This is a genomic window from Streptomyces sp. NPDC045470, from assembly GCF_040646595.1.
In the GTDB taxonomy this organism is placed as follows: domain Bacteria; phylum Actinomycetota; class Actinomycetes; order Streptomycetales; family Streptomycetaceae; genus Streptomyces.
Map to the genome: position 1 here is coordinate 52,851 of NZ_JBEZAN010000010.1, position 26,934 is coordinate 79,784.

At 72.8% G+C, this 26,934-nt stretch carries 20 protein-coding genes; 9 read left to right on the forward strand and 11 right to left on the reverse strand.

Annotated features, from left to right (window positions below; genetic code table 11):
• Positions 1-155: 155 nt before the first annotated feature.
• The 3 genes from AB0A97_RS25475 to metH form a co-directional block, all read right to left on the reverse strand.
• Positions 156-1,766, reverse strand: a complete 1,611-nt coding sequence (locus AB0A97_RS25475; protein ID WP_361154106.1) for an ABC transporter substrate-binding protein — start codon at positions 1,764-1,766, stop codon at positions 156-158.
• A 374-nt stretch (positions 1,767-2,140) separates the two neighbouring features.
• On the reverse strand, positions 2,141-2,842 hold the full coding sequence (locus AB0A97_RS25480) for an HAD family phosphatase (protein ID WP_361154109.1): 702 nt from the start codon (positions 2,840-2,842) through the stop codon (positions 2,141-2,143).
• Positions 2,843-3,010: 168 nt separating this feature from the next.
• Positions 3,011-6,520: a methionine synthase gene (gene metH / locus AB0A97_RS25485; protein ID WP_361154111.1), complete on the reverse strand. Its 3,510-nt coding sequence runs from the start codon at positions 6,518-6,520 to the stop codon at positions 3,011-3,013.
• A 336-nt stretch (positions 6,521-6,856) separates the two neighbouring features.
• Between metH and AB0A97_RS25490 the strand changes: the two genes are divergently transcribed.
• The 4 genes from AB0A97_RS25490 to AB0A97_RS25505 all read left to right on the forward strand — a co-directional run bounded on the left by AB0A97_RS25490 (position 6,857) and on the right by AB0A97_RS25505 (position 11,840).
• Entirely contained in the window at positions 6,857-7,630 is a 774-nt protein-coding gene (locus AB0A97_RS25490) for an IclR family transcriptional regulator (protein WP_030021479.1), read from the forward strand.
• Positions 7,631-7,856: 226 nt separating this feature from the next.
• Positions 7,857-8,645: an MIP/aquaporin family protein gene (locus tag AB0A97_RS25495; RefSeq protein ID WP_361154114.1), complete on the forward strand. Its 789-nt coding sequence runs from the start codon at positions 7,857-7,859 to the stop codon at positions 8,643-8,645.
• Between the two features lie 40 nt (positions 8,646-8,685).
• Positions 8,686-10,227, forward strand: a complete 1,542-nt coding sequence (gene glpK / locus AB0A97_RS25500; protein WP_361154117.1) for a glycerol kinase GlpK — start codon at positions 8,686-8,688, stop codon at positions 10,225-10,227.
• A 2-nt stretch (positions 10,228-10,229) separates the two neighbouring features.
• Positions 10,230-11,840, forward strand: a complete 1,611-nt coding sequence (locus AB0A97_RS25505; protein ID WP_361154119.1) for a glycerol-3-phosphate dehydrogenase/oxidase — start codon at positions 10,230-10,232, stop codon at positions 11,838-11,840.
• Positions 11,841-11,908: 68 nt separating this feature from the next.
• On the opposite strand, the gene AB0A97_RS25510 is transcribed toward AB0A97_RS25505, so the two are convergent.
• The gene (locus AB0A97_RS25510) at positions 11,909-13,405 is read right to left on the reverse strand and encodes a GMC family oxidoreductase N-terminal domain-containing protein (RefSeq protein ID WP_361154121.1); all 1,497 of its coding nucleotides are present in this window, start codon (positions 13,403-13,405) and stop codon (positions 11,909-11,911) included.
• Between the two features lie 287 nt (positions 13,406-13,692).
• Between AB0A97_RS25510 and AB0A97_RS25515 the strand changes: the two genes are divergently transcribed.
• The 5 genes from AB0A97_RS25515 to AB0A97_RS25535 all read left to right on the forward strand — a co-directional run bounded on the left by AB0A97_RS25515 (position 13,693) and on the right by AB0A97_RS25535 (position 18,723).
• On the forward strand, positions 13,693-14,289 hold the full coding sequence (locus tag AB0A97_RS25515; RefSeq protein ID WP_361154124.1) for a cupin: 597 nt from the start codon (positions 13,693-13,695) through the stop codon (positions 14,287-14,289).
• 26 nt (positions 14,290-14,315) lie between these two features.
• Positions 14,316-15,659 (forward strand): acireductone synthase, encoded by a 1,344-nt coding sequence (gene mtnC / locus AB0A97_RS25520; RefSeq protein ID WP_361154579.1) that lies wholly within the window; start codon positions 14,316-14,318, stop codon positions 15,657-15,659.
• 110 nt (positions 15,660-15,769) lie between these two features.
• Positions 15,770-16,525, forward strand: coding sequence for a purine-nucleoside phosphorylase (locus AB0A97_RS25525; RefSeq protein ID WP_361154127.1), 756 nt, complete (start codon positions 15,770-15,772; stop codon positions 16,523-16,525).
• The gene (locus AB0A97_RS25530; protein ID WP_361154130.1) at positions 16,522-17,865 is read left to right on the forward strand and encodes an amidohydrolase; all 1,344 of its coding nucleotides are present in this window, start codon (positions 16,522-16,524) and stop codon (positions 17,863-17,865) included. The genes AB0A97_RS25525 and AB0A97_RS25530 overlap by 4 nt, the downstream gene beginning before the upstream one ends.
• A gap of 186 nt (positions 17,866-18,051) precedes the next feature.
• Positions 18,052-18,723 (forward strand): FadR/GntR family transcriptional regulator, encoded by a 672-nt coding sequence (locus AB0A97_RS25535; protein WP_361154133.1) that lies wholly within the window; start codon positions 18,052-18,054, stop codon positions 18,721-18,723.
• A 75-nt stretch (positions 18,724-18,798) separates the two neighbouring features.
• Here AB0A97_RS25535 and AB0A97_RS25540 read toward each other — a convergent pair whose 3' ends face one another.
• From AB0A97_RS25540 to AB0A97_RS25570, 7 genes are all read right to left on the reverse strand, one after another.
• Entirely contained in the window at positions 18,799-19,677 is an 879-nt protein-coding gene (locus AB0A97_RS25540; protein ID WP_361154581.1) for an amidohydrolase family protein, read from the reverse strand.
• A 20-nt stretch (positions 19,678-19,697) separates the two neighbouring features.
• The gene (locus AB0A97_RS25545; protein ID WP_361154136.1) at positions 19,698-20,714 is read right to left on the reverse strand and encodes an aldo/keto reductase; all 1,017 of its coding nucleotides are present in this window, start codon (positions 20,712-20,714) and stop codon (positions 19,698-19,700) included.
• Positions 20,715-20,801: 87 nt separating this feature from the next.
• Positions 20,802-21,836 carry an ABC transporter permease gene (locus AB0A97_RS25550; RefSeq protein WP_361154139.1) on the reverse strand — a complete coding sequence of 345 codons (1,035 nt, stop codon included), beginning with the start codon at positions 21,834-21,836 and terminating at the stop codon, positions 20,802-20,804.
• Positions 21,833-23,419, reverse strand: coding sequence for a sugar ABC transporter ATP-binding protein (locus tag AB0A97_RS25555; protein WP_361154141.1), 1,587 nt, complete (start codon positions 23,417-23,419; stop codon positions 21,833-21,835). The genes AB0A97_RS25550 and AB0A97_RS25555 overlap by 4 nt, the downstream gene beginning before the upstream one ends.
• A 13-nt stretch (positions 23,420-23,432) precedes the next feature.
• On the reverse strand, positions 23,433-24,455 hold the full coding sequence (locus AB0A97_RS25560; protein ID WP_361154144.1) for a sugar ABC transporter substrate-binding protein: 1,023 nt from the start codon (positions 24,453-24,455) through the stop codon (positions 23,433-23,435).
• A 66-nt stretch (positions 24,456-24,521) separates the two neighbouring features.
• Complete coding sequence (locus tag AB0A97_RS25565) at positions 24,522-25,337, reverse strand: SDR family oxidoreductase (RefSeq protein ID WP_361154147.1); 816 nt, start codon at positions 25,335-25,337, stop codon at positions 24,522-24,524.
• Positions 25,334-26,659 carry an enolase C-terminal domain-like protein gene (locus AB0A97_RS25570; RefSeq protein WP_361154150.1) on the reverse strand — a complete coding sequence of 442 codons (1,326 nt, stop codon included), beginning with the start codon at positions 26,657-26,659 and terminating at the stop codon, positions 25,334-25,336. The genes AB0A97_RS25565 and AB0A97_RS25570 overlap by 4 nt, the downstream gene beginning before the upstream one ends.
• Positions 26,660-26,934: the final 275 nt, after the last annotated feature.

Consider the following 26,934-nt stretch of genomic DNA (forward strand, 5'->3'; position numbering starts at 1 on the left):
CCTCACAGTCGTCCTGGCGGTTCAGCGGTGTGTCCGCACCGGCGGGTGCCGGTGTCGGTGTGCCGGCAGGGTGCCGTCATCGGTTGTGGTGGTGCGCGCCGTCTCGGGGATGCGGCAGCCGGCCGGCGCGCGGTGGCGCCGGCCGGAGGTCGTCGTCAGTTGCTGCTCACGCCGCGGCCCAGTTCCCAGATCTGGAGGGCCGAGGAGGAGTTCAGGGCCCACTCGGCGCCGGTGATGTCGTCGCGGGAGGCGACGTACTGCTTGCCCTGCCACAGCGGGAGGATCGGTACCTCGTCCGCGATGATGTCCTGGGCCTGCTTGAAGCCCTCGGCGGCGGAGTTGCGGTCGGTCTGCTGCCGGGTGGTGGGGATCAGCTGGGACTCGATCTTGTTGTTGCGGTACGGGGAGTTGAGGAAGTTCCCCTTGCCGATGAACGGCGCGATGTAGTTGTCCGCGTCGGGGAGGTCGGCGAACCAGCCCATGCCGTAGGCGGCGTACTTGCCCTCGGACTGCTCCTTGCGGAACTGGGTCCAGTTGTCGATGCCCTTGATCTGGACCTCGAACAGGCCGCTCTTGTTGAGCTGGCTCTGGAGTTCCCTGAACTCCTTGGCGGTGCTGGAGCCGTAGTGGTTCGCGGTGTAGGTGAGGGTGAGCTTCACCGGGGTGTTGATGTGCGCCTGCTGGAGGATCTTGCGGGCGGCGGGGACGCTCGGGTTGCCGTACTTGGTGAAGAACGAGTTGATGTGGCCGGTGAGACCCTTGGGCACCAGGGAGTACAGCGGGTCGCCGGCGTAGGAGTACACGTCGCGGACCAGCGCGGAGCGGTTGACCAACTGGGCCATGGCCTGGCGGACGGCCTTGTCGGAGACCGAGGGGTCGTCGGTGTTGAAGGCCAGGTAGCGGATCTCGGAGCCGGGTACGGCCGTCAGGGCGACGTGCTCGTCGCGGGCGTTCTCCAGGCCCTTGATCTGGTCGGGGGTCAGGCTGCGGTTCATCAGGTCGATGTCGCCCTTGCGCAGGGCCTTCTCCATGCCGTCGGAGTCCTCGAAGAACTGCATCTCGACGGTGGAGTTCTTCGCCTCGATCCCGCCCTTGTAGTCGGGGTTCTTGGTGAAGACGGCCTTGCTGATGCGCTCTCCGCTGTGCTCGACCTTGACGGTGTACGGACCGGAGCCGGACACCTCGAAGCCCTTGTAGAGGCCCTTGGCCGGATACACCTCGCTGTCGACGATGGCCGCCGCCGGGGTGGCGAGCTTCTGCGGGAAGGTGGCGTCCGGCTTCTTGAGGTGGAAGACCACCTCGGTGTCGCTGGGCGTCTCGACCTTGTCGACGTTGTCCACCAGGGAGATGGGGCCACGGTCGTACTTGATGGCCAGCATCCGGTCGATGGAGAACTTCACGTCCTTGGACGTCAGGGCGTGCCCGTTGGAGAACTTCAGTCCGTCGCGGAGTTTGCAGCGGAACTGCTCGTTCTGGGTGTCGCGGAATCCGCAGGACTCGGCGGCCTCGGGGACCGGCGCGGTGCCGCTGCGGGGCAGGCGCATGAGCGTCTGCAGGGTTCCGCGCAGCACGTTCCACGCGTCGACGTCGTACGCCTGCGCGGGGTCGAGCGGGGCGGGCGCGTCCTTGGTGGCCTCCAGTTGGGCGGTGGTGCCGACCTTGATCGGCTTGCCGCCTTCGCCGGAGCCGTCCGAACTGCCGCAGGCGGCGAGCGTGGGGACGAGCAGACCGGCCAGAGCCGGCAGCACCAAGGTCTTGCGATTCATCGTCGGCAGGTTCCTTATCAGCGCAGAGGTGTTGCTCGCGTTGACATTAGTAGGAACTGCCAGGGCCTCCGGGACACAACAGAGTTGAACGAATATCACGCCCGGATAACGGATGGCCGGTGATCGATATCCGGACGGTGGAACGAACCGTGCGTGCCTCCATCAATCCGGACACTTACCCCCAGGGAAACCAGGAGAAAGCCCCCCTGGAACGACCGCACGCCGCACTGTCGACGGGTCTGCGCGTGAGAAACGTCACTCCGCCATTGAGGTGATCGTCCGGCTGAATTCGGCCGCCGCATTCGTCACGGAAAATGAGCGGCCCGCTCCTTACAGTTTCTTCCGTTTTCAGCGGGACACGCTCAGTACACGTGTCACCGGCCGTCCGTGATGAGCGACCGGAGAAATGGGAGATCCACTTCTTCCAGCGAACCGACGACGGTACGGCCCGCGCCGGGGCCGATCGGGGCGACCGACGGCACCGCGACGACCTGGCAGCCGGCCGCCTCCCCCGCCGTCACACCGGTGACGGTGTCCTCCACCACGGCGCAGCGCCGGGGGTCCACACCGAGCCGGGCGGCCGCGGTCAGGTACGGGTCCGGGTGGGGCTTCGTACGGGGCAGGTCGTCGCCCGCCAGGGTCAGGCGGAAGTGCTCCGGGCCCAGGGAGTGCAGCATCCGGTCGATGACGGTGCGGTGCGAGGCGGAGACCAGGGCGGTGGGCACGCCGTGCGCGGACAGCTCGGCGAGCAGCCGACGGGCGCCGGGCATCAGCGGCACGCCGCGGGCGATGCGCTCGGCGAACCGGGCGTTGAGCAGCACGCTCAGCTCGTCCAGGCCGATGTCGGCGCCGGTCACCTCGATCAGGTACGCGGCGCTGCGCTTCATCGGCCCGCCGACGACGACCTGGCGGTGGTGGTCGTCCAGTACGTGGCCCAGTCCGGCGAAGACCTGGGCCTCCGCCTCCCACCAGAAGCCCTCGGTGTCGACGAGGGTGCCGTCCAGGTCGAGGAAGACGGCCTCCAGGGTGGCGCCGTCGGCCGTACGGGTACCTACCGCGGGGATGCTGCTGGTCATCCGTGCACCTCCGTACTCGCGCGTCCCCGGAGGGACGAAAGGGCCGGCCGCTCTCCCGCGAGGGGGAGCGGCCGGCCTCTACCGGACCGACCAGTGTACGGCTGAGCGGGGAGACGCGCGTGGCCCGCGGGGACTTCCGTGGCCCCGCCGGCCCCGGTACCACCGCTGCTACCGCGCGTTGAAGTACTTCGCCTCCGGGTGGTGGATGACGATCGCGTCGGTGGACTGCTCCGGGTGCAGCTGGAACTCTTCCGAGAGCTGCACCCCGATCCGCTCCGGCCGCAGCAGGTCGGCGATCTTGGCGCGGTCCTCCAGGTCGGGGCAGGCCCCGTAGCCGAGCGAGAAGCGGGCGCCGCGGTACTTCAGCGCGAACATGTCCTCGACGTCAGCGGGGTCCTCGCCCGCGAAGCCCAGCTCGGCGCGGACGCGGGCGTGCCAGTACTCGGCGAGGGCCTCGGCGAGCTGCACGGACAGGCCGTGCAGTTCCAGGTAGTCGCGGTAGGAGTCGGAGGCGAACAGCTCGGCGGTGGCCTCGCCGATCTTCGAGCCGACGGTGACGACCTGGAGGCCGACCACGTCCCGCTCGCCGGACTCCTCCGGGCGGAAGAAGTCGGCCAGGCACAGCCGCCGGCCGCGGCGCTGGCGCGGGAAGGTGAAGCGGGTGCGCTCGGTGCCGTCCTCGTTGAGCAGGATCAGGTCGTCGCCCTTGGAGTAGCAGGGGAAGTACCCGTGGACGACGGCGGCCTCCAGGAGGTTCTCGGTCTGGAGCTTGTCCAGCCAGCCGCGCAGCCGGGGCCGTCCCTCGGACTCGACCAGTTCCTCGTACGAGGGGCCGTCACCCGTACGGGCCTGCTTGAGGCCCCACTGCCCCTTGAACAGGGCGCCCTCGTCCAGCCAGGACGCGTAGTCGGCGAGCTGGATGCCCTTGACGACGCGGGTGCCCCAGAAGGGCGGGGTGGGCACGGGGTTGTCGGTGGACACGTCGGAGCGGACGGTACCCTCCTCCTGCTCCGGCTCCTTGATCTCGATGTCGCGCTTGGGGACGCGGCGCTGCTTGAGCTCGGGAAGGGTGGCGCCGGGCACGCCGCGCTTGACGGCGATCAGGGCGTCCATCAGGCGCAGGCCCTCGAAGGCGTCGCGGGCGTAGCGGACCTCGCCCTCGTAGATCTCGTGCAGGTCCTGTTCGACGTAGGCGCGGGTCAGGGCCGCGCCGCCGAGGATGACGGGGAAGTCGGCCGCCATCTTGCGCTGGTTGAGCTCCTCCAGGTTCTCCTTCATGATCACCGTGGATTTGACCAGCAGTCCCGACATGCCGATGACGTCGGCCCGGTGTTCCTCGGCGGCTTCCAGGATGGCCGAAACCGGCTGTTTGATGCCGAGGTTGACGACGTTGTAGCCGTTGTTGGACAGGATGATGTCGACGAGGTTCTTGCCGATGTCGTGCACGTCGCCGCGGACGGTCGCCAGGACGATGGTGCCCTTGCCGTCGGCGTCGGTCTTCTCCATGTGCGGCTCCAGGTAGGCCACCGCCGTCTTCATGACCTCGGCGGACTGGAGCACGAACGGCAGTTGCATCTGGCCGGAGCCGAACAGCTCACCGACCACCTTCATGCCTTCGAGCAGGGTGTCGTTGACGATGTCCAGGGCCGGGCGTTCGGCGAGCGCCGCTTCCAGGTCGGCGTCCAGGCCGTTCTTCTCGCCGTCGATGATGCGGCGCCGCAGCCGCTCCTCCAGGGGCAGCGCGAGCAGTTCCTCGGCCTTGCCCGCCTTCAGCGACTTGGCGGTGGCGCCCTCGAACAGCTCCAGGAGCTTCTGGAGCGGGTCGTAGCCCTCCTCGCGCCGGTCGTAGATCAGGTCGAGGGCGACCTTGACCTGCTCCTCCTCCAGGCGTGCGATCGGCAGGATCTTGGAGGCGTGCACGATCGCGGAGTCCAGTCCGGCCTTGACGCACTCGTCGAGGAAGACGGAGTTGAGCACGATACGGGCGGCCGGGTTGAGGCCGAAGGAGATGTTGGACAGGCCCAGCGTGGTCTGCACGTCGGGGTGACGCCGCTTCAGCTCGCGGATCGCCTCGATGGTGTTGACGCCGTCCTTGCGGGACTCCTCCTGGCCGGTGCAGATGGTGAAGGTCAGGCAGTCGATGAGGATGTCCGACTCGCGGATGCCCCAGTTGGACGTCAGGTCCTCGATGATGCGCTCGGCGATGGCGACCTTGTTCTCGACGGTACGGGCCTGGCCCTCCTCGTCGATGGTCAGCGCCATCAGGGCGGCGCCGTGCTCCCGGGCCAGCGCGGCGACCCTGGCGAACCGCGACTCGGGGCCGTCGCCGTCCTCGTAGTTGACGGAGTTGATGACCGCGCGGCCGCCGAGCTTCTCCAGGCCCGCCTGGATCACCGGTACCTCGGTGGAGTCCAGCACGATGGGCAGGGTGGAGGCGGTGGCGAAGCGGCCGGCCAGCTCCCGCATGTCGGCGACGCCGTCCCGGCCGACGTAGTCCACGCACAGGTCGAGCAGGTGGGCGCCCTCGCGGATCTGGTCGCGGGCCATCTCCACGCAGTCGTCCCAGCGGCCGTCCAGCATGGCCTCGCGGAACTTCTTGGAGCCGTTGGCGTTGGTGCGCTCACCGATGGCCAGGTACGAGGTGTCCTGGCGGAACGGGACGGTCTGGTACAGGGAGGCGGCGCCCGGCTCGGGGCGCGGGCTGCGCTCGGTGGGGGCCAGGCCCCGTACCCGCTCGACGACCTGGCGCAGGTGCTCCGGCGTCGTACCGCAGCAGCCGCCGACGAGCGAGAGCCCGTACTCGCCGACGAAGGTCTCCTGGGCGTCGGCCAGCTCGCCCGGGGACAGCGGGTAGTGGGCGCCGTCCTTGCCGAGGACGGGCAGACCGGCGTTCGGCATGCAGGACAGCGGGACGCGGGCGTTGCGCGCGAGGTAGCGCAGGTGCTCGCTCATCTCGGCGGGGCCGGTGGCGCAGTTCAGGCCGATCATGTCGATGCCGAGCGGCTCCAGCGCGGTCAGCGCGGCGCCGATCTCCGAGCCGAGCAGCATGGTGCCGGTGGTCTCGACGGTCACCGAGCAGATCACCGGCAGGTCGGTGCCGGTGGCCTCCAGGGCGCGGCGGGCGCCGAGGACGGCGGCCTTGGTCTGGAGCAGGTCCTGGGTGGTCTCGACGAGCAGCGCGTCGGCGCCGCCGGCGATCATGCCTTCGGCGTTCTGCTGGTAGGCGTCGCGCAGGGTGGCGTAGTCGACGTGGCCGAGGGTGGGCAGCTTGGTGCCGGGGCCCATGGAGCCGAGCACCCAGCGCTGCTGCCCGGTCGAGGCGGTGAACTCGTCGGCGACCTCGCGGGCGATGCGGGCGCCCGACTCGGACAGTTCGTAGACCCGCTCGGGGATGTCGTACTCGGCGAGCGCGGCGTGGTTGGCGCCGAAGGTGTTGGTCTCGACGCAGTCGACACCGACCGCGAAGTACTCCTCGTGGACCGAACGGACGATGTCCGGACGGGTGATGTTCAGGATCTCGTTGCAGCCCTCCAGCTGCTGGAAGTCCTCCATCGACGGGTCCTGTGCCTGGAGCATCGTGCCCATCGCCCCGTCGGCCACCACCACGCGGGAGGCGAGGGCCTCGCGGAGTGCCGTGGTGCGGGATGTGCTGGTGGACGATGGCGTGTACGAGGCCATGGAGGTGCTCCCCTGGTTGCGACGGCTGTCGGCTTTGCGTCTTCCGGTAGAAGGCGCACCCGGTCAGGGTAGCGGGCGTGGCTGCCGGTGGCCCGGGTGTCCCAGGGCTTGGACTCCCGCAAGTCGTACGGGGGCCGCGCGGCAGCCGGGGCCCCCGGGAGCCGTGCGGGAGGCGGTGCGGGACCTGGTCAAGATCATTGACAGGGGTCGGTCGACTGCCACAGGGTCGGCATTCACCGATATCGTTCAGCATTGCCGAACCGCCCTCCTGGGCCGATCGCGCTGCCGTACACCGCACCATGTCACCCGCTTCACCGCTTCACCGGAGGTTGCCCGATGGCACGGAACATCCAGTCACTGGAACGTGCCGCCGCGATGCTGCGCCTGCTGGCCGGCGGTGAGCGGCGGCTGGGCCTCTCCGACATCTCGTCCGCGCTGGGCCTGGCCAAGGGCACCGCGCACGGCATCCTGCGCACCCTCCAGCAGGAGGGCTTCGTCGAGCAGGACCCGGCGTCCGGCCGCTACCAGCTGGGCGCGGAGCTGCTGCGGCTCGGCAACAGCTATCTGGACGTGCACGAGCTGCGCGCCCGGGCGCTCGTGTGGACGGACGACCTGGCGCGCTCCAGCGGCGAGAGCGTCTACCTGGGGGTGCTGCACCAGCAGGGCGTGCTGATCGTGCACCACGTCTTCCGGCCCGACGACAGCCGTCAGGTGCTGGAGGTCGGCGCGATGCACCCGCTGCACAGCACGGCGCTGGGCAAGGTGCTGACGGCGTACGACCCGGTGGCGCACAGTGAGGCGGCGGAGGCCGAGCGGCAGGCGTTCACGCCGCGCACGGTGACCGCGCTGGAGGACCTGGAGGGTGTGCTGGACCTCACCCGGGCCCGCGGCTGGGCGGCCGACGTGGAGGAGACCTGGGAGGGCGTGGCGTCGGTGGCCGCGCCCATCCACGACCGGCGGCGGATGCCGGTGGGCGCGGTGGGCGTGACGGGTGCGGTGGAGCGGGTCTGCCGGGACGGCGAGCCGGGTGAGCTGCGGCCGGAAATCGTCGCCGCCGTGCGGGATTGCGCACGGGCGGTGTCCCGGGACCTCGGCGCAGGGCGATTCTGACCCCTTCCATCCCATATGTTCACCTAAGTTTTCAGTCACAGAACCCTTGACGGGCTGCTACGTGTGAAGAAAACTGCCGTTCGTCGGTCGGCATTGTCGAACACCAAACGACAATATTGGTTATGGTGGACAGTGCCGGAGGCCGACCAACGCCCTCTCGGAGGGCGCGGACCTCGGAGGGACCCGGGGTCCGCCTTCCCCTGGACGAAGGACAAAGGAGTCGCGGGTGTCCAGCTCCGACATCTTCATCAGCGAGACCATCGGTACCGCTGTTCTGATCCTGCTGGGCGGTGGCGTCTGCGCCGCCGTCACGCTGAAGCGCTCGAAGGCATTCGAAGCGGGATGGGTGGCCATCGCCTTCGGGTGGGGTTTCGCCGTACTGACCGGCGCGTACATCGCGTCGAAGTCCGGCGCGCACCTCAACCCGGCGGTCACCGTGGGACTGGCCGTCAAGGGCGGCACGCCGTGGGGCGACGTACCGGTGTACTTCGCCGGACAGCTGCTCGGCGCCATGATCGGCGCGGTGCTCGTGTGGCTCGCTTACTACGGCCACTTCCGGGCCCATCTGACCGACCCGGAGATCGTGGGCGAGCAGAGCGGGCAGGAAGGCATGGTCGACAAGGCGGCGGCCCCCAAGGCCGGCCCGGTTCTCGGGGTCTTCTCCACCGGACCCGAGATCCGCAACGCGGTGCAGAACCTGACCACGGAGGTCATCGCCACCATCGTGCTCGTGCTGGCGATCCTCACGCAGGGCCTCAGTGACGACGGCAAGGGCGTCGGCGTCATCGGCGCACTGCTGACCGCGTTCGTGGTCGTCGGCATCGGTCTGTCGCTGGGCGGCCCGACCGGCTACGCGATCAACCCGGTTCGCGACCTCGGTCCGCGTATCGTCCACTCGCTGCTTCCGCTGCCGAACAAGGGCGGGTCGGACTGGGGATACGCCTGGATCCCGGTCGCCGGTCCGCTGATCGGCGGCGCGATCGCCGGTGGTATCTACAACCTCGCGTTCGCCTGAGCCGCGCCGCCCGACCGAAGATTTTTGGAGCACACACACCATGAGCGACAACCACAGCACCGCCTCGCACGGCCACGGCCCATTCATCGCGGCCATCGACCAGGGCACCACGTCCAGCCGCTGCATCGTGTTCGACAAGGACGGCCGGATCGTCTCGGTCGACCAGAAGGAGCACGAACAGATCTTCCCCAAGCCGGGGTGGGTCGAGCACGACGCCAAGGAGATCTGGGCCAACGTCCAGCAGGTCGTGGCCGGTGCCGTCGACAAGGCCGGCATCACCGCCAAGGACGTCAAGGCCATCGGCATCACCAATCAGCGCGAGACCACGCTGATGTGGGACAAGAACACCGGCGAGCCGGTCCACAACGCCATCGTCTGGCAGGACACCCGTACCGACGGGCTCTGCCGCGAGCTGGGCCGCAACGTCGGCAAGGACCGCTTCCGCCGCGAGACCGGCCTGCCGCTGGCCTCGTACTTCGCCGCCCCGAAGATCCGCTGGCTGCTGGACAACGTCGAGGGCCTGCGCGAGCGCGCCGAGGCCGGGGACATCCTCTTCGGCACCATGGACTCCTGGGTCATCTGGAACCTGACCGGCGGCGCCCAGGGCGGCGTGCACGTCACCGACGTCACCAACGCCTCGCGCACCCTGCTGATGAACCTGCGCCGGCTGGAGTGGGACGAGAAGATCCTGCACTCCATCGACATCCCGGCCGCGGTGCTGCCGGAGATCCGCTCGTCGGCCGAGGTGTACGGCACCGCCGCCGCGGGCGCGCTGGCCGGCGTACCGGTCGCCTCGGCACTGGGCGACCAGCAGGCCGCGCTGTTCGGCCAGACCTGCTACGACAAGGGCGAGGCCAAGTCCACGTACGGCACCGGCACCTTCATGCTGATGAACACCGGTGACGAGCCCGTCAACTCCTACAACGGGCTGCTGACCACGGTCGGCTACCGCATCGGCGACGAGCCGCCGGTGTACGCCCTGGAGGGCTCGATCGCCGTCACCGGTTCGCTGGTGCAGTGGATGCGCGACCAGATGGGCCTGATCAACTCGGCCGCCGAGATCGAGACGCTGGCCAGCACCGTCGAGGACAACGGCGGCGCGTACTTCGTCCCGGCGTTCTCCGGCCTGTTCGCCCCCTACTGGCGCTCGGACGCGCGCGGCGTGATCGCGGGCCTGACCCGCTACGTCACCAAGGCACACATCGCCCGCGCCGTCCTCGAGGCCACCGCCTGGCAGACCCGCGAGATCACCGACGCCATGACCAAGGACTCCGGCGTCGACCTGACCGCGCTGAAGGTCGACGGCGGAATGACCTCCAACAACCTGCTGATGCAGACCATCTCGGACTTCCTGGACGCCCCCGTGGTGCGCCCGATGGTGGCCGAGACGACCTGCCTCGGCGCCGCCTACGCCGCCGGACTGGCCGTCGGCTTCTGGCCGGACACCGACGCGCTGCGCGCCAACTGGCGCCGGGCCGCCGAGTGGACCCCCCGCATGGACGCGGAGACCCGCGACCGCGAGTACAAGAGCTGGCTCAAGGCCGTCGAGCGGACCATGGGCTGGATCGAGGACGAGGAGTAATCATGAGCACCCTGCAGAGCGTCCCGGCCCTCGGGACGCACCCGGCCGACGGTTCCACCCAGAGCCGCGCCGAGACCCGGGAGCAGCTTTCCAAGGCGACGTACGACCTCCTGGTGATCGGCGGCGGCATCCTGGGCATCTCCACCGCCTGGCACGCCGCGCAGTCGGGGCTGCGGGTTGCGCTGGTGGACGCCGGCGACTTCGCCGGCGCCACCTCCTCCGCCTCCTCCAAGCTGCTCCACGGCGGTCTGCGCTACCTGCAGACCGGCGCGGTCAAGCTGGTGGCGGAGAACCACTTCGAGCGCCGTGCGGTCTCGCGTGAGGTGGCCCCCCACCTCGCCAACCCGTTGACCTTCTACCTGCCGGTCTACAAGGGCGGCCCGCACGGCGCGGCCAAGCTCGGCGCGGGCGTCTTCGCCTACTCCGCGCTGTCCGCCTTCGGTGACGGTGTCGGTCACGTCATCAGCCCGTCCAAGGCCCAGCGCGACGTGCCGGAGCTGCGGACGGACAACCTCAAGGCCGTCGCGGTGTACGGCGACGACCAGATGAACGACGCGCGGATGGCCCTGATGACGGTCCGCGCGGCCGTCGAGGCCGGCGCCACGGTCCTCAACCACGCCGAGGTCACCGGCCTGCGCTTCACCCAGGGCCGGGTCACCGGTGCCGAGCTGAAGGACGGCACCGACGGCACCGAGTTCGGTGTCAACGCGCGCCTGGTCCTGAACGCGACCGGTCCGTGGGTCGACCACCTGCGCAAGATGGAGAACCCGAACGCGGCGCCCTCCATCCGCCTGTCCAAGGGCGCGCACCTGGTCCTCAAGCGCACCTCCCCCTGGAAGGCCGCGCTGGCGACCCCGATCGACAAGTACCGCATCACCTTCGCCCTCCCCTGGGAGGACATGCTGCTGCTCGGTACCACCGACGAGGAGTTCGAGGGCGACCCGGCGGACGTCCGCGTCACCGAGAAGGACACCGCGCAGATCCTGGACGAGGCGGCCTTCTCCGTCCGCGACCAGCAGCTCTCGCGTGACCTGATCACGTACTCCTTCGCGGGCCTGCGGGTGCTGCCGGGCGGCCCCGGCGACACCTCCAAGGCCAAGCGCGAGACCGTCGTCACCGAGGGCGCGGGCGGCATGCTCTCCGTCGCGGGCGGCAAGTGGACCACCTTCCGCCACATCGGCCGTACGGTCATGAACAAGCTGGCGGCGCTGCCCGGCCAGCCGCTGGCCGAGGACATGGAGCCGATCGCGCACCTGCCGAAGAAGCTGCCGCTGCCGGGTATCGCCAACCCCAACGCGGTCGCTCACCGCCTGCTGGTCGACGGCTCGGTCCCCGGCCCGCGCATGGCGCCGGAGACCGCCCGCCACCTGGCCACCCACTACGGTTCGCTGTCCTTCGACATCGCGCGGCTGGCCAACGAGGACGCGGCCCTGGCCGAGCGCATCCACCCGGACGCGCCGGAGATCTGGGCCCAGGTCGTCTACGCCCGTGACCACGAGTGGGCGGAGACGGTCGACGACGTGCTGCGCCGCCGCACGACGCTGACCATCCGCGGCCTGGACACGGAGGACGTCCGCGCCCGGACCAAGTCGATACTGGAGCAGCGCGGCTGACCCGCCGGCTCCCCTGTCGTCCTGAGGGCGGTCCCCTTCCGGGGGCCGCCCTTCGGCGTGCCGGAAGCTCAGAGTCCCCGCACGCAGTGCTCGGCGACGGCCATGGCGGTGAGGTTGGTGTTGGCGGCGGGCAGCGTCGGCATCACGGAGGCGTCGATGACGTGCAGGGCTTCGACTCCGTGCACGGCACCGGTCGCGGAGACCACCGCGCCGGGGTCCGCGGCCGGGCCCATCCGGCAGGTCCCGGCAGCGTGCTGGTAGCCGCTGACGGTCTGCCGCAGCGCTTCGGCCAGGTGTGCGTCGGTGGTGACGGCGGGGCCCGGCGCGCGCTCCTCACGGAGCAGCCCGGACAGGGGCGCGGTACGGGTGAGGGAGCGGGCCAGCCGCATACCCGTCAGCATGCGGCGGGTGTCCTCCGGGTCGCGCAGGAAGCCGACGTCGATGCGCGGGGCGTCACGGGGGTCGGTGGAGCGCAGCCACAGCCGGCCGCGGGAGGACGGCCGCAGCAGCGCCACCCAGAAGGTGAGCACCGTCGCCCCGTCCTCGTCCGTCTCGGGGCCCGAGGGGAAGACCTGGAGGTCGGGCGGGCCGTCGCCGCCGCTGAGGTCGCAGGTCAGGAAGGTTTGCAGCACCGGGTCGCGTGGGCCGGGCGGTGCGGCGCCGGTGGCGTACGTGAGGGTGACGGCGGGGTGGTCGCGCAGGTCCTCCCCCACGCCGGGCAGGTCGGCCGTCACGGGGATGCCGAGGTCGTGCAGGTGGTCCGCCGGGCCGATGCCGGAGCGCAGCAGGACCGGCGGGCTGCCGTAGGCGCCGGCGGCGAGCACGACCCGGCGGGCGGGCAGCACCGTACGGGCCGGGTCGGCCAGTTGGACGCCCACCGCCCGGCCGTCGCGCAGGACGACCCGGTCGACGAGGATGTCGCCGCGCACGGTGAGGTTGTCCCGGTCGCGGGCCCGGGCTAGGTAGGTGAGGGCGGTGCTCTGCCGGACGCCGCCGATCCGGTTGACCGGGACCGGGCCGACGCCGCGTGCGCCGGGGGCGTTGTGGTCGGCGACGGGCGGGTGCCCGAGGGCGGTGCAGGCGTGGTGGAAGGCGCGCTGCCACCGGTTCGTCTCGTCCTTGCCGTACCGCCGTACGGGGACGGGGCCGTCGGTGCCGTGCCAGGGCGGCCCGGCGTCCAGGTCGCGTTCGACGCGGCGCAGGCTGGGCAGGAACTCCGCGAACGACCAGCCGTCGTTCCCCTGGGCGGCCCAGGCGTCGTAGTCCTGCGGGTGCCCGCGCAGGGCGATCGCGGAGTTGATCGCCGAGGAACCGCCGACGAGCTTGCCGCGGGGCAGCGCGACGGTGCGGCCGAGGGCGCCGGGCTCGCTCACGTACCCCCAGTCGTGGCTGTGCGTGGCGGCGGGGCTGGTGGCCACGTCGTCGGGCAGGCCGTCGGGCGAGCTGCCGTGGTCGGGGCCCGCCTCCAGCAGCAGTACGGACCGTCCGGGGTCCTCGGTGAGCCGGTCGGCCAGTACGCCTCCGGCCGAGCCCGCGCCGACGACGATCACGTCCCATGCGTCCATGACCTGCGCTCTTCGCCTCCTGTCGGTTTTGTCTTCGCGCTTCCGGCTCCCTGAGGTACCCGCCGGGCGGAGATCGCACACGTGGCGGGCGGGTCGCGCCGGGCAGGGCAACGGCGGCGCCATAGCGACGGGGTCCGGTACGCGGAGGCCCGTACCGGTTCCGTTCGCGGACGGTCGTACCGGTTCCGGTCCCTGACCCCCGCACTAGCATCGCCAGACAGGACCCGGTCGCTCCCGCGCCCCGTGTCCGTGTTTCTCCAGCCCCGTCACCGACCTTGGAGAGCCTCATGACCTTGCTGACCACGTGGCCGGAGAGCGGCCCGGAGACCGTGCTGCGGCGCACCGCCGAGCCCGCGGAGATCGCCGCGGCGCTGGCGCCGATCGGGGTGCGGTACGAGCAGTGGCCGGTGCGTACGGACGTGGCGCCGGACGCGGAGCCCGCGGCCGTCCTCGCGGCGTACCGGGCGGAGATCGGCACGCTGACCGCCGAGGAGGGGTTCGTGACGGTGGACGTGGCGTCCCTGCACCCCTGCGACGACCCGGCGTGGCCGGACAGGGCGAAGGCGGCGCGGGAGAAGTTCCTCGCCGAGCACACCCACGAGGACGACGACGAGGTGCGGTTCTTCGTCGCCGGGTCCGGGGTGTTCTACCTGCACGCGGGCGGCGAGGTGCATGCCGTGCTGTGCGAGGAGGGCGACCTGCTGGGCGTGCCGCGGGGCACCACCCACTGGTTCGACATGGGCACCCGCCCGTCCTTCACGGCCCTCCGCTTCTTCCACGAGGAGGACGGCTGGGTCGGCACGTTCACGGGCGACGACATCGCGCTGCGGTTCCCGGACTTCGACACGCTCACGGCCGGCCGGGCGGAACGGAGTACGGCGTGACCCGCACGTTCGACGTGGACCATGTGGTGCTCGACATCGAGGGCACCACGAGCGCGACGGGTTTCGTCGTCGGCGAGCTGTATCCGTATGCGCGCAAGCGGTTCCGGCGGCTGCTGACCGAGCGGGCCGCGGAACCCGAGGTACGGCGGGCCGTCGGGCAGATACGGGCGCTGCTGGACGAGCCGGCCGCCGACGCGGCCCGGATCGAGCGGGCGCTCGGCGCGTGGCTGGACGAGGACCGCAAGGCCACGCCCCTGAAGACCCTCCAGGGCATCGTGTGGGCCGAGGGCTTCGCGAGCGGGGAGCTGGTCTCGCACTTCTACCCCGACGTGCTGCCCCGGCTGCGCGAGTGGCACGCGGCGGGCGTACGGCTGCACGTGTACTCGTCGGGGTCGGTGGCGGCGCAGCGGGCGTGGTTCGGGCACAGTCCGGAGGGCGATCTGCGGCCGCTGACCGGGCAGTTCTACGACACGGAGAACGCCGGGCCCAAGCTGGTGGCCGCGTCGTACGAGGCGATCACCGCGGACCTGGGGGCCGCGCCGGGGCGGGTGCTGTTCCTGTCCGACCGGCCCGGGGAGCTGGACGCGGCGCAGGCCGCGGGCTGGCACACGGCCGGGGTGCGGCGGCCGGGCGAGCCGTACTACGAGAGCGGGGTGGGCGATCATCCCGAGGTGGCGTCCTTCGCGGAGCTGGAGATCCGTACGGGAGCCGGGGCAGCGGCGGCGGCGCCGGACGTGCCGGTCGTCGGCGCCGACGAGGTGCGACGGGCCGGGGCCCGGCTGGCCGCCGAGGCCGCGCGGTTCGCCGCGTTCGGCTGGATGCGCGGCACGTCCGGCAACCTGTCGGTCGTGCTGGCGCGCGATCCGCTGCGACTCGCGGTGACCGCGAGCGGGCGGGACAAGGGCGAGCTGATCGCGGACGACGTGGTGCTGGTCGACGGCCGGGGCGCCGCCGTCGCGGGGACGGCGGGCACGTCGGCCGGGGCCGGGAAGCCGTCCGCCGAGGCCGGACTGCACGCCCGCGTGGTACGGCTGACCGGGGCGGGCGCGGTCGTGCACGTCCACACGGTCGCCGCCGTGGCGATGGGCCGGCGGCGGCCCGGTGGCATCGTCTTCCGGGACCTGGAGATGCTCAAGGGGCTCGGCCTGCCCGCCGATGGGGCGGCGGTACGGCTGCCGGTCATCGCCAACAGCCAGGACATGGACGTGCTCGGGGACCGTCTGGAGGAGGCCAGGGAGCCGCGGATGCCCGCCGTGGTCGTCGCGGGGCACGGCCTGTACGTGTGGGGAACGGACCTGCTCCAGGCCCGGCACCACGCCGAAGTCGTGCAGTGGCTGCTGGAGTTGGAGGTGGCGGCCGGGCGGGGATGAGGCGGCCGGGCGGGACCGCGTTGCGGGTGCGCCGGGGCGGGCCCGTAGGTTGGGGGGCGACCGCCGTCCCGTGCGCATTGTCCCGTGCGCCGAGCCCTTGGAGCCGACCCGTGTCCCCAGAGTTGTCCCCCATCGCCCGCCTGCCGCGCGGCGGGCTGCCGCCGCAGGCCGTCGTGGTCGGCGACCCGGCCCGTGCCGCCGCTGTCGCCGAGCTGCTCGACGACGCCGCGGAGATCGCGTACCACCGCGAGTACCGGACGTTCACCGGCACCTGGCAGGGGCTGCCGGTGGTCGTCGCCTCGCACGGCGTGGGCGCGCCCGGCGCGGTGCTGCTGTTCCAGGAGCTGGCCGACGCGGGCGTACGGACCTTCGTACGCCTCGGTACGGCGGGCGCGGTCCGGCCGGGGATCGGCGACGGCGACCTGGTGATCGCCGAGGCGGCGGTGCGGGACGACGGGGTGACGCAGCAGTTGGTGCCGCCGGAGTACCCGGCCGTGGCGGCGCCGGAAGCGGTGCTGGCGCTCGCCGGGGCGGCGGCGCGGGCCGGGGCGCCGTACCACCGGGGGGTGGTGTGGACCCGTGCGGCGTTCCAGCCGGGGCTGCTGCCGCTGCCGGTGGCGGCGTACACCGCGGCGGGCGTGGCGGCGATCGAGATGGAGGTGTCCGCGCTGCTGGTGACCGCGGGGCTGCGCGGGCTGACGGCCGGCGCGGTCCTGGTGATCGACGGGGTGAACGCGGACGAGCTGGTGGACGAGGCGGCCACCGGCGGGTACGACCCGCACCGGGACGCCGTCGCCGAGGGCGTGGCGCGCGGCTCCGTCGTCGCGCTGGAGGCCCTGCGGACGCTGGCGGAGGAGGCCCGGTGAGCGCGGTACGGAACACGGAGGCGGCCGGGGGCGTCCCGGCGGCGGCCGATCTGCTGGTGCACGGCGGTACGGTGCTCACCGTCGACGCGGCGGGCACGGTGCTGGCCGACGGCGCGGTGGCCGTACGGGGCGGGGAGATCGTCGCGGTGGGCCCGGCCGCCGAACTGCGCGCCTCGCACCGCGCGGCGGAAGAGATCGACGCCACCGGCTGCCTGGTCCTTCCCGGGCTCGTCAACACCCACACCCACCTGGCGATGACGCTGCTGCGCGGCCACGCCGACGACCTGGACCTCCAGGGCTTCCTGGGGCGGGTGGTGCCGCGGGAGAACGCGCTGCTGTCCCCGGAGGCGGTGACCGCGGGCCTGCGGCTGGCCGTCGCGGAGAGCGTACGGGGCGGGGTGACCACCGCCCTGGACATGTACTGGTTCCACGAGGCGGCCGAACGGGCGGCGCGGGACGCCGGCTGGCGGCTGCTGTCCGGCCCGACGTTCATGGACGTGCCGGGGCCGCCCGACCGGATGCCGTACGGGAACCGGATGGCGTGGGCGCGCGGGCACCTCGACGGCCGCGCCCCCTCCCCCGGCACCCGCCCGGTGGTCTTCGCGCACAGCGCCTACACGCTGGACACCGCGCAGCTCAAGGACATCGCGGCGCTGGCCAGGGAGCACGGCGCGCTGCTGCACCTGCACGCCGCGGAGAACGCCAACGAGGTGGCGACGGTGCGTGAGCGGCACGGCAAACGCCCCGTCGAACTGCTGGAGTCCCTGGGGCTGCTGGGCCCGGACACGCTGCTCGCGCACGCGGTCGAGCTGACCGCCACCGAGATCGCCGCGCTGGCCGCGACCGGTACGGGCGTCGCGCACTGCCCGGTCTCCAACCTCAAGCTGGGCAGTGGTGTCGCCCCGGTCCCGGAGCTGCTGCGGCAGGGCGTCCGGGTCGGACTCGGCACGGACGGCGCGGTCAGCTCCAACTCCCTCGACATGGTGGGCGCGTTGGGGATGGCGGCACTGGTGCACAAGGCGGGCGGCGACCCCACGGCGGTCGGCGCCGAGCAGGCCGTACGCATGGCGACGATCGAGGGGGCGCGGGCCCTGGGGCTGGGCGGGCAGCTCGGCTCGCTGGAGGTGGGCAAGCGCGCGGACCTGGCGGTGCTCGACCTCGGCGGTACGCACCTGGCGCCCCGGCACGACCCGTGGTCGACGCTGGCGTACTCGGCGCGGGCAGGTGACGTCCGGGACACCGTCGTCGACGGCCGGGTGCTGATGCGCGACCGGCGGCTGACGACGCTGGACGAGGCGGCCGTGGCGGCCGAGGCGGAGGCGCTCGTCCGGGCCGCCTGAGTACGACGGTGGCTTCCGGGCCGCGGACCGCACTGTCCTTACGCGGCCCGGGAGTTCACCCGCCACCGGCTTCGGCCGACGGCCCGCCGGGGGGCTCCCGGGGCCGTGCTTCCGTGGCCATAATGACGCAGACATCGGATGTATGCGGGCATCCGGCGGCAGTGGGCGAGCGGGGAGGCTGCGGACATGGCGGTCACGGACGAGGCCATAGAGAAGATCAAGGCGATGATCGTCTCCGGTGCGCTGCGGCCGGGCGACCGGCTGCCCAAGGAGAGTGAACTCGCCGCGGACCTGGGCCTGTCCCGCAACTCGCTGCGCGAGGCGGTACGGGCCCTGTCGCTGATCCGCATCCTGGACGTCCGCCAGGGCGACGGCACCTACGTCACCAGCCTGGACCCGCAGCTCCTCCTCGAAGCGCTGAGCTTCGTGGTGGACTTCCACCGCGACGACACGGTCCTGGAGTTCCTGGCCGTCCGCCGGATCCTGGAGCCGGCCGCCACCGCGATGGCGGCCGGCCGCATCCACCCCGCCGAACTGGACGACCTGGAACGCCAGGTGGACGCGCTCGGCCCGCATCCGCCGGTGGAGGGCCTGGTCGCCTGCGACCTGGAGTTCCACCGGCGGATCGTGGCCACCGCCGGCAACTCGGTGCTGTGCTCCCTGCTCGACGGCCTGTCCGGGCCGACGACCCGGGCCCGGGTCTGGCGCGGGCTGACGCAGAAGGACGCCGTGAGCCGTACGCTCACCGAGCACCGGGCGATCCTCGGCGCCCTCCGCGACCGGGACGCGGAGGCGGCGCGGGCCTGGGCGACGGTGCACATCGCCAGCGTCGAGCAGTGGCTGCGCTCCACGCTGTGAGGAGGGCCGCTCCCCGGGCCCGGCGAGTCGCGTCGGGTGGTGTCCAGCCGCTGAACGGCTCCCGCCGCCGCTCGGTCACGCCCCGTACACCCGGCCCGCGTTCCCCCCGAAGACCGCCGCCCGTTCGTCCGGAGACAGGTGGGCGGTGGCCGTCTCGGCGAGGGTGACGACGTCGGTGTAGCCGGCGGCCAGGGTGCAGACCGGCCAGTCGGAGCCGAACAGGACGCGGTGCGGGCCGAAGGTGTCCAGGACGTGCCGGGCGTACGGGGTGATGTCGACAGGGCGCCAGGTCGACCAGGCGGCTTCGGTGACCAGGCCGGAGAGCTTGCACGTGGTGTTCGGCGACTGGGCCAGTGCTGCCAGGTCGTCGGCCCACGGCTGCCACGACTGCTCCGCGATCGCGGGTTTGGCGGCATGGTCGAGGACCAGGCGGAGGTCGGGGAGCGCGCGGGCGGTGGCGGTCGCGGCGGGCAGTTGGTGCCGGGTGATCAGGAGGTCGTAGACGAGTCCGGCGTCCGCGACGGCGGCCAGCCCGCGTCGTACGGCGGGCCGGGCCAGCCAGTCGGGGTCGGGCTCGTCCTGCACCTGATGGCGGAGGCCGGCCAAGTGCGGGGGCATCGCCGCCAGGAGGTCCGGCAGCCCGGGATCGGTGAGGTCGGCCCAGCCGACGACGCCCCGTACGGCGGGTGAGCGGGCCGCGAGCGCGAGGAGTTCGGCGGTCTCGGCGGCGGAGGCCGAGGACTGGACCAGGACGGTGCCGTCGATACGGTGGGCGGCGAGGTGGGGGGCCAGGTCGTCGAGGGTGTACGTACGGCGGATCGGGTCGGCCCAGGCGCCGGCCATCCAGGGCTGCGGGCGGCGGGACAGGTCCCAGAGGTGGTGGTGCGCGTCGACGCGGCCGGCCGGGGGCGGCCGAACGGGCCGGGCGGCAGGGGCGGTCGCGGGCGGCCCCACGGGCCGGGCGGCGCGGTCCGTCACGGGTGGGCTCCGGGGTCGGTGGTGGGCAGGGGCAGGCCGGGGGCGAGCAGGCCGCGGTCGGTGAGGGCGTGCCAGAGGGCGTCGGGGATGTCGTACGTGAAGAGTTCGGCGTTCTCCCGGGCCTCCTCCGGTGACGCGGCGCCGACCAGGGCTCCTGCCACGGCGGGGTGGCCGAAGGGGAAGCGCAGGGCCGCCGCCTTGAGGGGGACGCCGAACTCCGCGCACACGGCGCCGAGCCGCCGCGCCCGCTCCACCAGCTCGGCGGGGGCCGGCGCGTAGTCGTACGGCGCGCCGGGCGACGGGTCGGCCAGCAGCCCCGAATTGTAGACGCCGCCGACGACGACCGACGTGCCGCGGCGTCCGCAGACCGGCAGCAGGTCGTCGAAGGCCGTGCGGTCGAGCAGGGTCCAGCGCCCGGCGCACAGCACCACGTCCACGTCGAGGTCGGCGACGAACCGGGCCAGCGGACCGCTGTGGTTCATGCCGAAGCCGATGGCGCCGACCACGCCCTGCGCGCGCAGTTCGGCGAGGGCGGGGAAGCCGGACGCGTACACCTCGGCGGCGTGACCTTCGACGTCGTGCAGGTAGACGATGTCGACGGCGGGGACGCCGAGCCGTTCCAGGGAGGCGTCGAGCGTGCGGCGGATGCCGTCGCGGGTGAAGTCCCGTACGCGGGCGCGCGGCGGGGTGGCGGTGTAGCCCTGGCCGTCCACCGCCTCGCCCGGCGCGAGAGGCCGCAGCCGCAGGCCGACCTTGGTGGACAGGACGTACGAGGCGCGGTCCCGCCCGGCCAGCGCGCGGCCGAGGCGCTCCTCGGACAGGCCGAGTCCGTAGTGCGGCGCGGTGTCGAAGTGGCGGACGCCGGTGTCGAGGGCGGCGCGTACGGTCTGCTGGGCGCGGTCCTCGGTGAGGGGCCGGTAGAGATTGCCGAGGGGCGCGCAGCCCAGTCCGAGGGGCGGTACGGTCACGTCCGTACGGCCCAGCCGCCGTCGGCCGTGCGGAATGTACGGCATGTCGGCCTCCTTGGTCCCGGTCGTCGGTCCTGCTCGTCGGTCCTGCTTCTCGTCCTGCGATGCGGTGCTGCGATGCGATTACGCGTCTCAGTCCTGTTGCTCTCCGCCGGTGAAGCGGGAGACGACCAGCGCGATGATGATGATCAGGCCGTTCAGGAACTGCGTCCACAGAGGTGGTACCCCGCCCAGCGTCATGACGTTGATGACGAGCTGGAGGGTCAGTACGCCGGTGAGCGCGCCGAAGAGGGTGCCGCGGCCGCCCTTGAGGCTGATGCCGCCGATGACGGCGGCGGCGAAGACCTGGAAGATCCAGCCGTTGCCCTGACTGGCGGAGACGGCGCCGTAGTGGCCGGTGTAGAGGATGCCCGCGAAGGCGGCCAGCAGTCCGCCGACGGCGAGGACGGCCCAGGTGATCCGGTCGACGCGGATGCCGGCCGAGCGCGCGGCCTCCGGGTTGCCGCCGATCGCGTACAGCGCGCGGCCGTGCCGCAGGTACCCGAGGGCCGCGCCGCCGAGCCCGAACAGCGCCAGGCAGAGCCAGACGGCGGCCGGGACGCCCAGCCAGACGGCCTTGCCGAGGTAGGCGAAGGAGCCCGGGACGTCGCCGATCGACCGGCCTTCGGAGAGGCCGAGGTGCAGGCCGCGCAGCATGGTCAGCATGCCGAGGGTGGCGATGAAGCCGTTGACGCGCAGCTTCAGCACGAGGAATCCGTTGGCCGCGCCGATCGCGGCGCCCACGGCCAGGCAGAGGGGCCCGGCCGTCCAGGCGGGGAGCAGTTCCAGGCCCTGGAAGCGCCCGCCGTGCGCGGGCGTCACGAGCCACAGGGCGGCGACCGGCGCCAGGCCGATGGTCGATTCCAGCGACAGGTCCATCCGGCCGCTGATCAGGATCAGTGCCTCGCCGAGGACGAGCAGGCCGAGTTCGGTGGACTGCTGGACGACGCCGATCAGGTTGTCCCGGGTGAGGAAGGCGGGCGAGACGACGAAGCCGACGACGCCGAGGACGAAGATCACCGGGACCAGGGAGACGTCCCGCCGGCGGGCGAGCGCGGGGAGCGGGCGGCGGGCGGCGGCGAGCGCGCCCGCCCGGCCGGTGGTCCGCCGCTGTGCGGTGCCGGTCATGGTCCGGTGTCTCCTTCCGCGCCGGTGGGCGCGGCCGGGCCCCGCGCGCCGCCCGGGCCCTCCGCGGCCGCCACCCCCTCCATCGCCGCCACCAGCTCCCGCTCCGCCCAGCCGCGCCCGAACCGGGCGACCACCCGCCCGCGGTACAGCGCCAGCACCCGGTCGCAGATCCGCAGGTCGGCCGGTTCGTCCGAGACGATCAGTACGCCGCTGCCCGCCGCGGCCACCTCCCGTACGACGCCCAGCAGCGCTTCCCTGGACTTCACGTCGACCCCGTTGGTGGGCCGGACCGCGACCAGGACGGCGGGGTCGCGGGCCAGCGCCCGGGCGACGACGACCTTCTGCTGGTTGCCTCCGGAGAGTCCGGACACCGGCTGCCCGGGGCCGTCCGTCCGGATGTCCAGGGCGGCGATCATGCGCCGGGCGACGGCGCGGGTCCGGGAGGGCAGCACGGTGCCGAGCGGGCCGAGCCGGTCGGTGACGGCCAGGGTCGTGTTCTCGGCGACGCTGCGGCCGGGGACCAGCCCGTCGCGGTGCCGGTCCTCCGGGACGTACCCGATGCCGGCCTCGACCGCGTGCCGCACGCTGCCGGCCCGTACCGGCCGTCCGCGCACCTCGATCCTTCCGCGGTCCGGTGTCCGCACCCCGGCCAGGGTCTCACCGATGGCGGTGGTGCCGCCGGCCGCCGCCCCGGCCAGTCCGACCACCTCGCCCGCCCGTACGGTCAGGTCCAGGGGCGTGAACGCGCCGCGCAGGGCCAGCCCTTCGGCGCGCAGCACCGGCTGCCCCGCCGCCCGCCGGGCGGAGCGCGCCGGAGGGCCGGGCGGCGCCGCCCGTTCTCCCGTCATCGCCGCCACCAGGTCGTCCTGGGCCAGCCCGGCCACGGGGGCGGTGAGCACCGGGCGGGCGTCGCGCAGGACGGTGACGGTGTCGCACAGGTCGTACACCTCGTGCAGGTGGTGCGAGATGAACAGGAACGCGGCACCGGTGGCGCGCAGGGCGTGCAGCTTGGTGAAGAGGCGCGCGATGCCGCCCGCGTCGAGCCGGGCGGTGGGCTCGTCGAGGATGATCAGGCGGGCGCCGTCGGACAGCGCGCGGGCGATCTCGACGAACTGCCGCTGTTCGACGCCGAGGTCCTGCATCCGGGCCGCGGGGTCGGCGTCGACGCCGTACTCGGCCAGCAGGCGGGCGGCCCGTGCGCGCAGGGCCCGCCACCGGATGACGCGGCCGTGCGGGAACCGGCCGAGGTGGAGGTTCTCTGCGACGGTCAGCTCCGGGACGGTCATCGGCCGCTGGTGGACGCAGGCGGCCCGGCGCCGCCAGGCGGCGGTGTCGCCCCAGCGGGGTGCCGGGGCGCCGTCGAAGGTGATCTGTCCGGCGTCCGGCCGTACCAGGCCGGTGAGGACGGACACCAGGGTGGACTTGCCGGCGCCGTTGCGGCCGACGAGGGCGTGCGCCTCGCCGCGCCGTACGGTCAGTGTGGCGCCGTCGAGGGCCACGGTCGGGCCGTAGCGTTTGACGATGCCCTCGGCGTGTACGGCGGGCGGCCCTCCCGCCGCCGTCTCCTCCGTCGCGTTCCGCACGGCCGCCACCGCCCTACCTCTCTGCCTGCCGATTGGCCCACAGCTTCGGGTCGTCCACATTGGCCCGGGTCACGAGCGGGGCCGGGAGCTGGTCCTCCAGGCCGTTCGGGATCTTGACGATCCGCGAGCCGTGGCCGGTGGGGCCGGGCCGGAACGTCCGGCCTTCCAGGCCGGCGCGGGCGTAGTACAGCGCGTACTTCGCGTAGAGGTCGGCGGGCTGGGAGAGCGTGGCGTCGATCGTCCCCGCCCGGATCGCGGCCAGCTCCTCGGGGATGCCGTCGTTGGAGACGACGGTGATGTGCCCGGCGGTACCGGCCGGTTTCAGCAGTCCCTTCTGTTCGAGGAGGGACAGGACGGGCCGGAGGAAGGCACCGCCGGCCTGGAGGTAGATGCCGTCGGTGTCCGGGTGCTGGGCCAGCAGGCTCTGCAGCTTGGCGGAGGCGACCTCGCCCTTCCAGTCGGTGGGCAGCTCGTGCACGGTGATCCCGGGGTACTTCCGCCGCATGCAGGCCGCGAACGCCTCGGAGCGGTCCCGGCCGTTGACGGAGCCGAGGTCGCCCTGGAGTTCGGCGACCCGGCCCCGGCCGCCCAGTGCCCGGCCCAGGTAGTCGCAGGACTTCTGCCCGTACGCGCGGTTGTCGGCCCGTACGACCATGTGGACGGCGCCCTCGTCCGGCCGGGTGTCGACGCTGACCACCGGGATCTTCTTCGCGGCGAGGCGGTGCAGTTCGGCGGTGATCGCGCCGGTGTCCTGCGGGGCGATCACGACCGCTTCGGCGCCCTGTCCGGTCAGGGCCTGCACGTTGGAGACGACCTTGGCGATGTCGTTCTGGGAGTTGGACAGCGGCAGCGCCCTGATCTTCCCCGCGGCCAGCTCGCGCTCCAGGTGCTCCTGGTAGGAGACCCAGAAGTCGGTGTCCGTGCGCGGCAGGTCGATGCCGATCCGGCCCCGGGCGTCGCTGCCCCGGTTGCAGCCGGTGAGCGCGGCGGCGAGCAGTACGGCACAGGCTGCCGCGCCGGTCGTACGCAGTCTCATGGTCCCGTCCTTGGTCGAGGTGTACGGCCGTACCGCGCGGGCCCGCTCGCGTTCCTCCGCTGCGGCTCAGGGGGAGGGGCGCAGGCGCAGTCCCTGCATCCCGCCGTCCACCGCGAGGGAGGCGCCGGTGATACCGGAGGCGGCCGGGGACGCCAAATGGACGATGGCCGCGGCCACTTCGTCCGCGGTGACCATCCGGCCGGTCGGCTGCCGGGCGTGGAGCGCGGCCCGCTCGGCCGCCGGGTCGGGGGCCTGGTCCAGCAGCCGCCCGATCCAGGGGGTGTCGGCCGTTCCGGGGTTGACGCAGTTGACGCGGATGCCCTCGCGGACGTGGTCGGCGGCCATGGCGAGGGTGAGGGAGAGCACGGCTCCCTTGCTGGCGCCGTACAGGGCGCGCTGCGGCAGTCCGGCCGTGGCGGCGATGGAGCAGGTGTGGGTGATCGAGGCTCGTCCGGGGCGGGCGGCGGCCGTGCGCCGCAGGTGCGGCAGGGCGGCCCGCGCGGTGCGCACCAGCCCCAGGAGGTTGACGTCGAGGACGTGCCGCCACTCCTCGTCGGGGTTGTCCTCCACCGTGCCGACAGCGCCGATGCCCGCGTTGCCGACGAGGGTGTCCAGCGCTCCGCCCAGCGCGTCAACCGCCGCCGCGACGGCTGCCCGCACGGCGGCGTCGTCGGTCACGTCGGCCGTGACGGGCACGGTGCCGGGCGGAGCCCCGGCCGGGTCGCGGTCCAGTACGGCGACGCGGGCGCCGCGGCGCAGCAGCAGGGCGGCGGTGGCGGCGCCGATCCCGGATGCGCCGCCGGTGACGATCGCCGCCATGCCGGCGAAGTCGCGTCCTTCCGTAGGGGCCGGGGATGCGTGCGGTCCGACGGCGCCGCTCATTCCGCGGCCTCCTGTCCCCCGGTCCGCCACACCGGCCCGTCCGGGAAGCGGTGTGCGGCGACCGAGGCGGTTTTCATCCGGGCCGAGAAACCGGGGGCCGTGGGCGCCCGGTAGCGGCCGCCCTCGACGACGGCCGGGTCGGTGAAGTGCTCGTGGAGGTGGTCGACGTACTCGATCGCCCGGTCCTCCAGGCTCCCGGACACCGCCACGTAGTCGAACATCGCCAGGTGCTGCACCAGTTCGCACAGCCCGACCCCGCCCGCGTGCGGGCACACCGGCACGCCGTACTTGGCGGCGAGCAGCAGGATCGCCAGGTTCTCGTTGACGCCCGCCACCCGGGCCGCGTCGATCTGGACGAAGTCCACCGCCCGGGCCTGGAGCAACTGCTTGAAGACGACGCGGTTGGCGGCGTGCTCCCCGGTGGCGACCTTGACCGGCTGGCCGGCCCGCACGGCGGCGTGCCCGAGGATGTCGTCGGGGCTGGTCGGCTCCTCGATCCAGTACGGCCGGTACGGCGCGAGCGCGGTCATCCAGCGCACCGCGTCGGCCACGTCCCAGCGCTGGTTGGCGTCGACCGCGATGCGCACCGCGGGCCCGACGGCCTCCCGCACCAGCCGCAGCCGCCGCAGGTCGTCGTCGAGGTCGGCGCCCACCTTGAGTTTGATCTGCCCGAACCCGTCGGCCACCGCCCGCTCGGCCAGCCGTACGAGCGTGGCGTCGTCGTGGCCGAGCCAGCCGGGCGAGGTGGCGTACGCGGGGTAGCCCTCGGCGCGGAGCCGGGCGGCGCGTTCCTCGCGGCCGGGTGCGGCGGTCCGCAGGACGGCCAGCGCCTCGTCCGGGGTCAGCGCGTCGGTGAGGTAGCGGAAGTCGACGAGGGAGACCAGCTCCTCGGGCGACATGGCGGCCAGGTACGCCCACAGCGGCAGGCCGGCGCGGGTGGCGGCCAGGTCCCAGGCGGCGTTGACGAGCGCCCCGGCCGCCATGTGCGTCACGCCCTTCTCCGGGCCGAGCCAGCGGAGCTGCGAGTCGTGGGTCAGGTCGCGGTGCAGGGCGGCCAGACCGGCGGCTGTCGCGGGGGCCGGGCGGCCGGTCACGGACGGTGCGAGGGCGCGGATCGCGGCGGCGGCGAGGTCGTTGCCGCGGCCGAGGGTGAAGCACAGGCCGTGCCCCCGGCCGCCGTCGGCGGTGTGCAGGAGGACGTAGGCGGCGGAGTAGTCGGGGTCCGGGTTCATGGCGTCCGAGCCCTCGCGCCGCCGCGAGGTGGGGAAGCGGACGTCGTGGACCTCGACCTCCGTGACGGGCGCGGGTGCGGTGACGGCCATGCGTACGCCTCCGGCGAGGTGCGGGCGGACATCGGACCTTTCCCGGACCTCCGATGTATAGCGCCGCTTCCCACCACCGTCCAGAGGGCGCGGCGGAGTTGCCCGCCGCTGTCCGGACCCGGACGCGGGGCGGGGTCCGGCCGGCCGCTGGGGGGGCGGGCGGGAGGCGGGCCGGACGGAATCCGAACACGTCGGATGTATGCACACTCGTTCGTGCACAGGGGCTGCGTCGGGGTCCCACGGACGCCGTAGGCTGGGGGCGCACGCAATGGAAC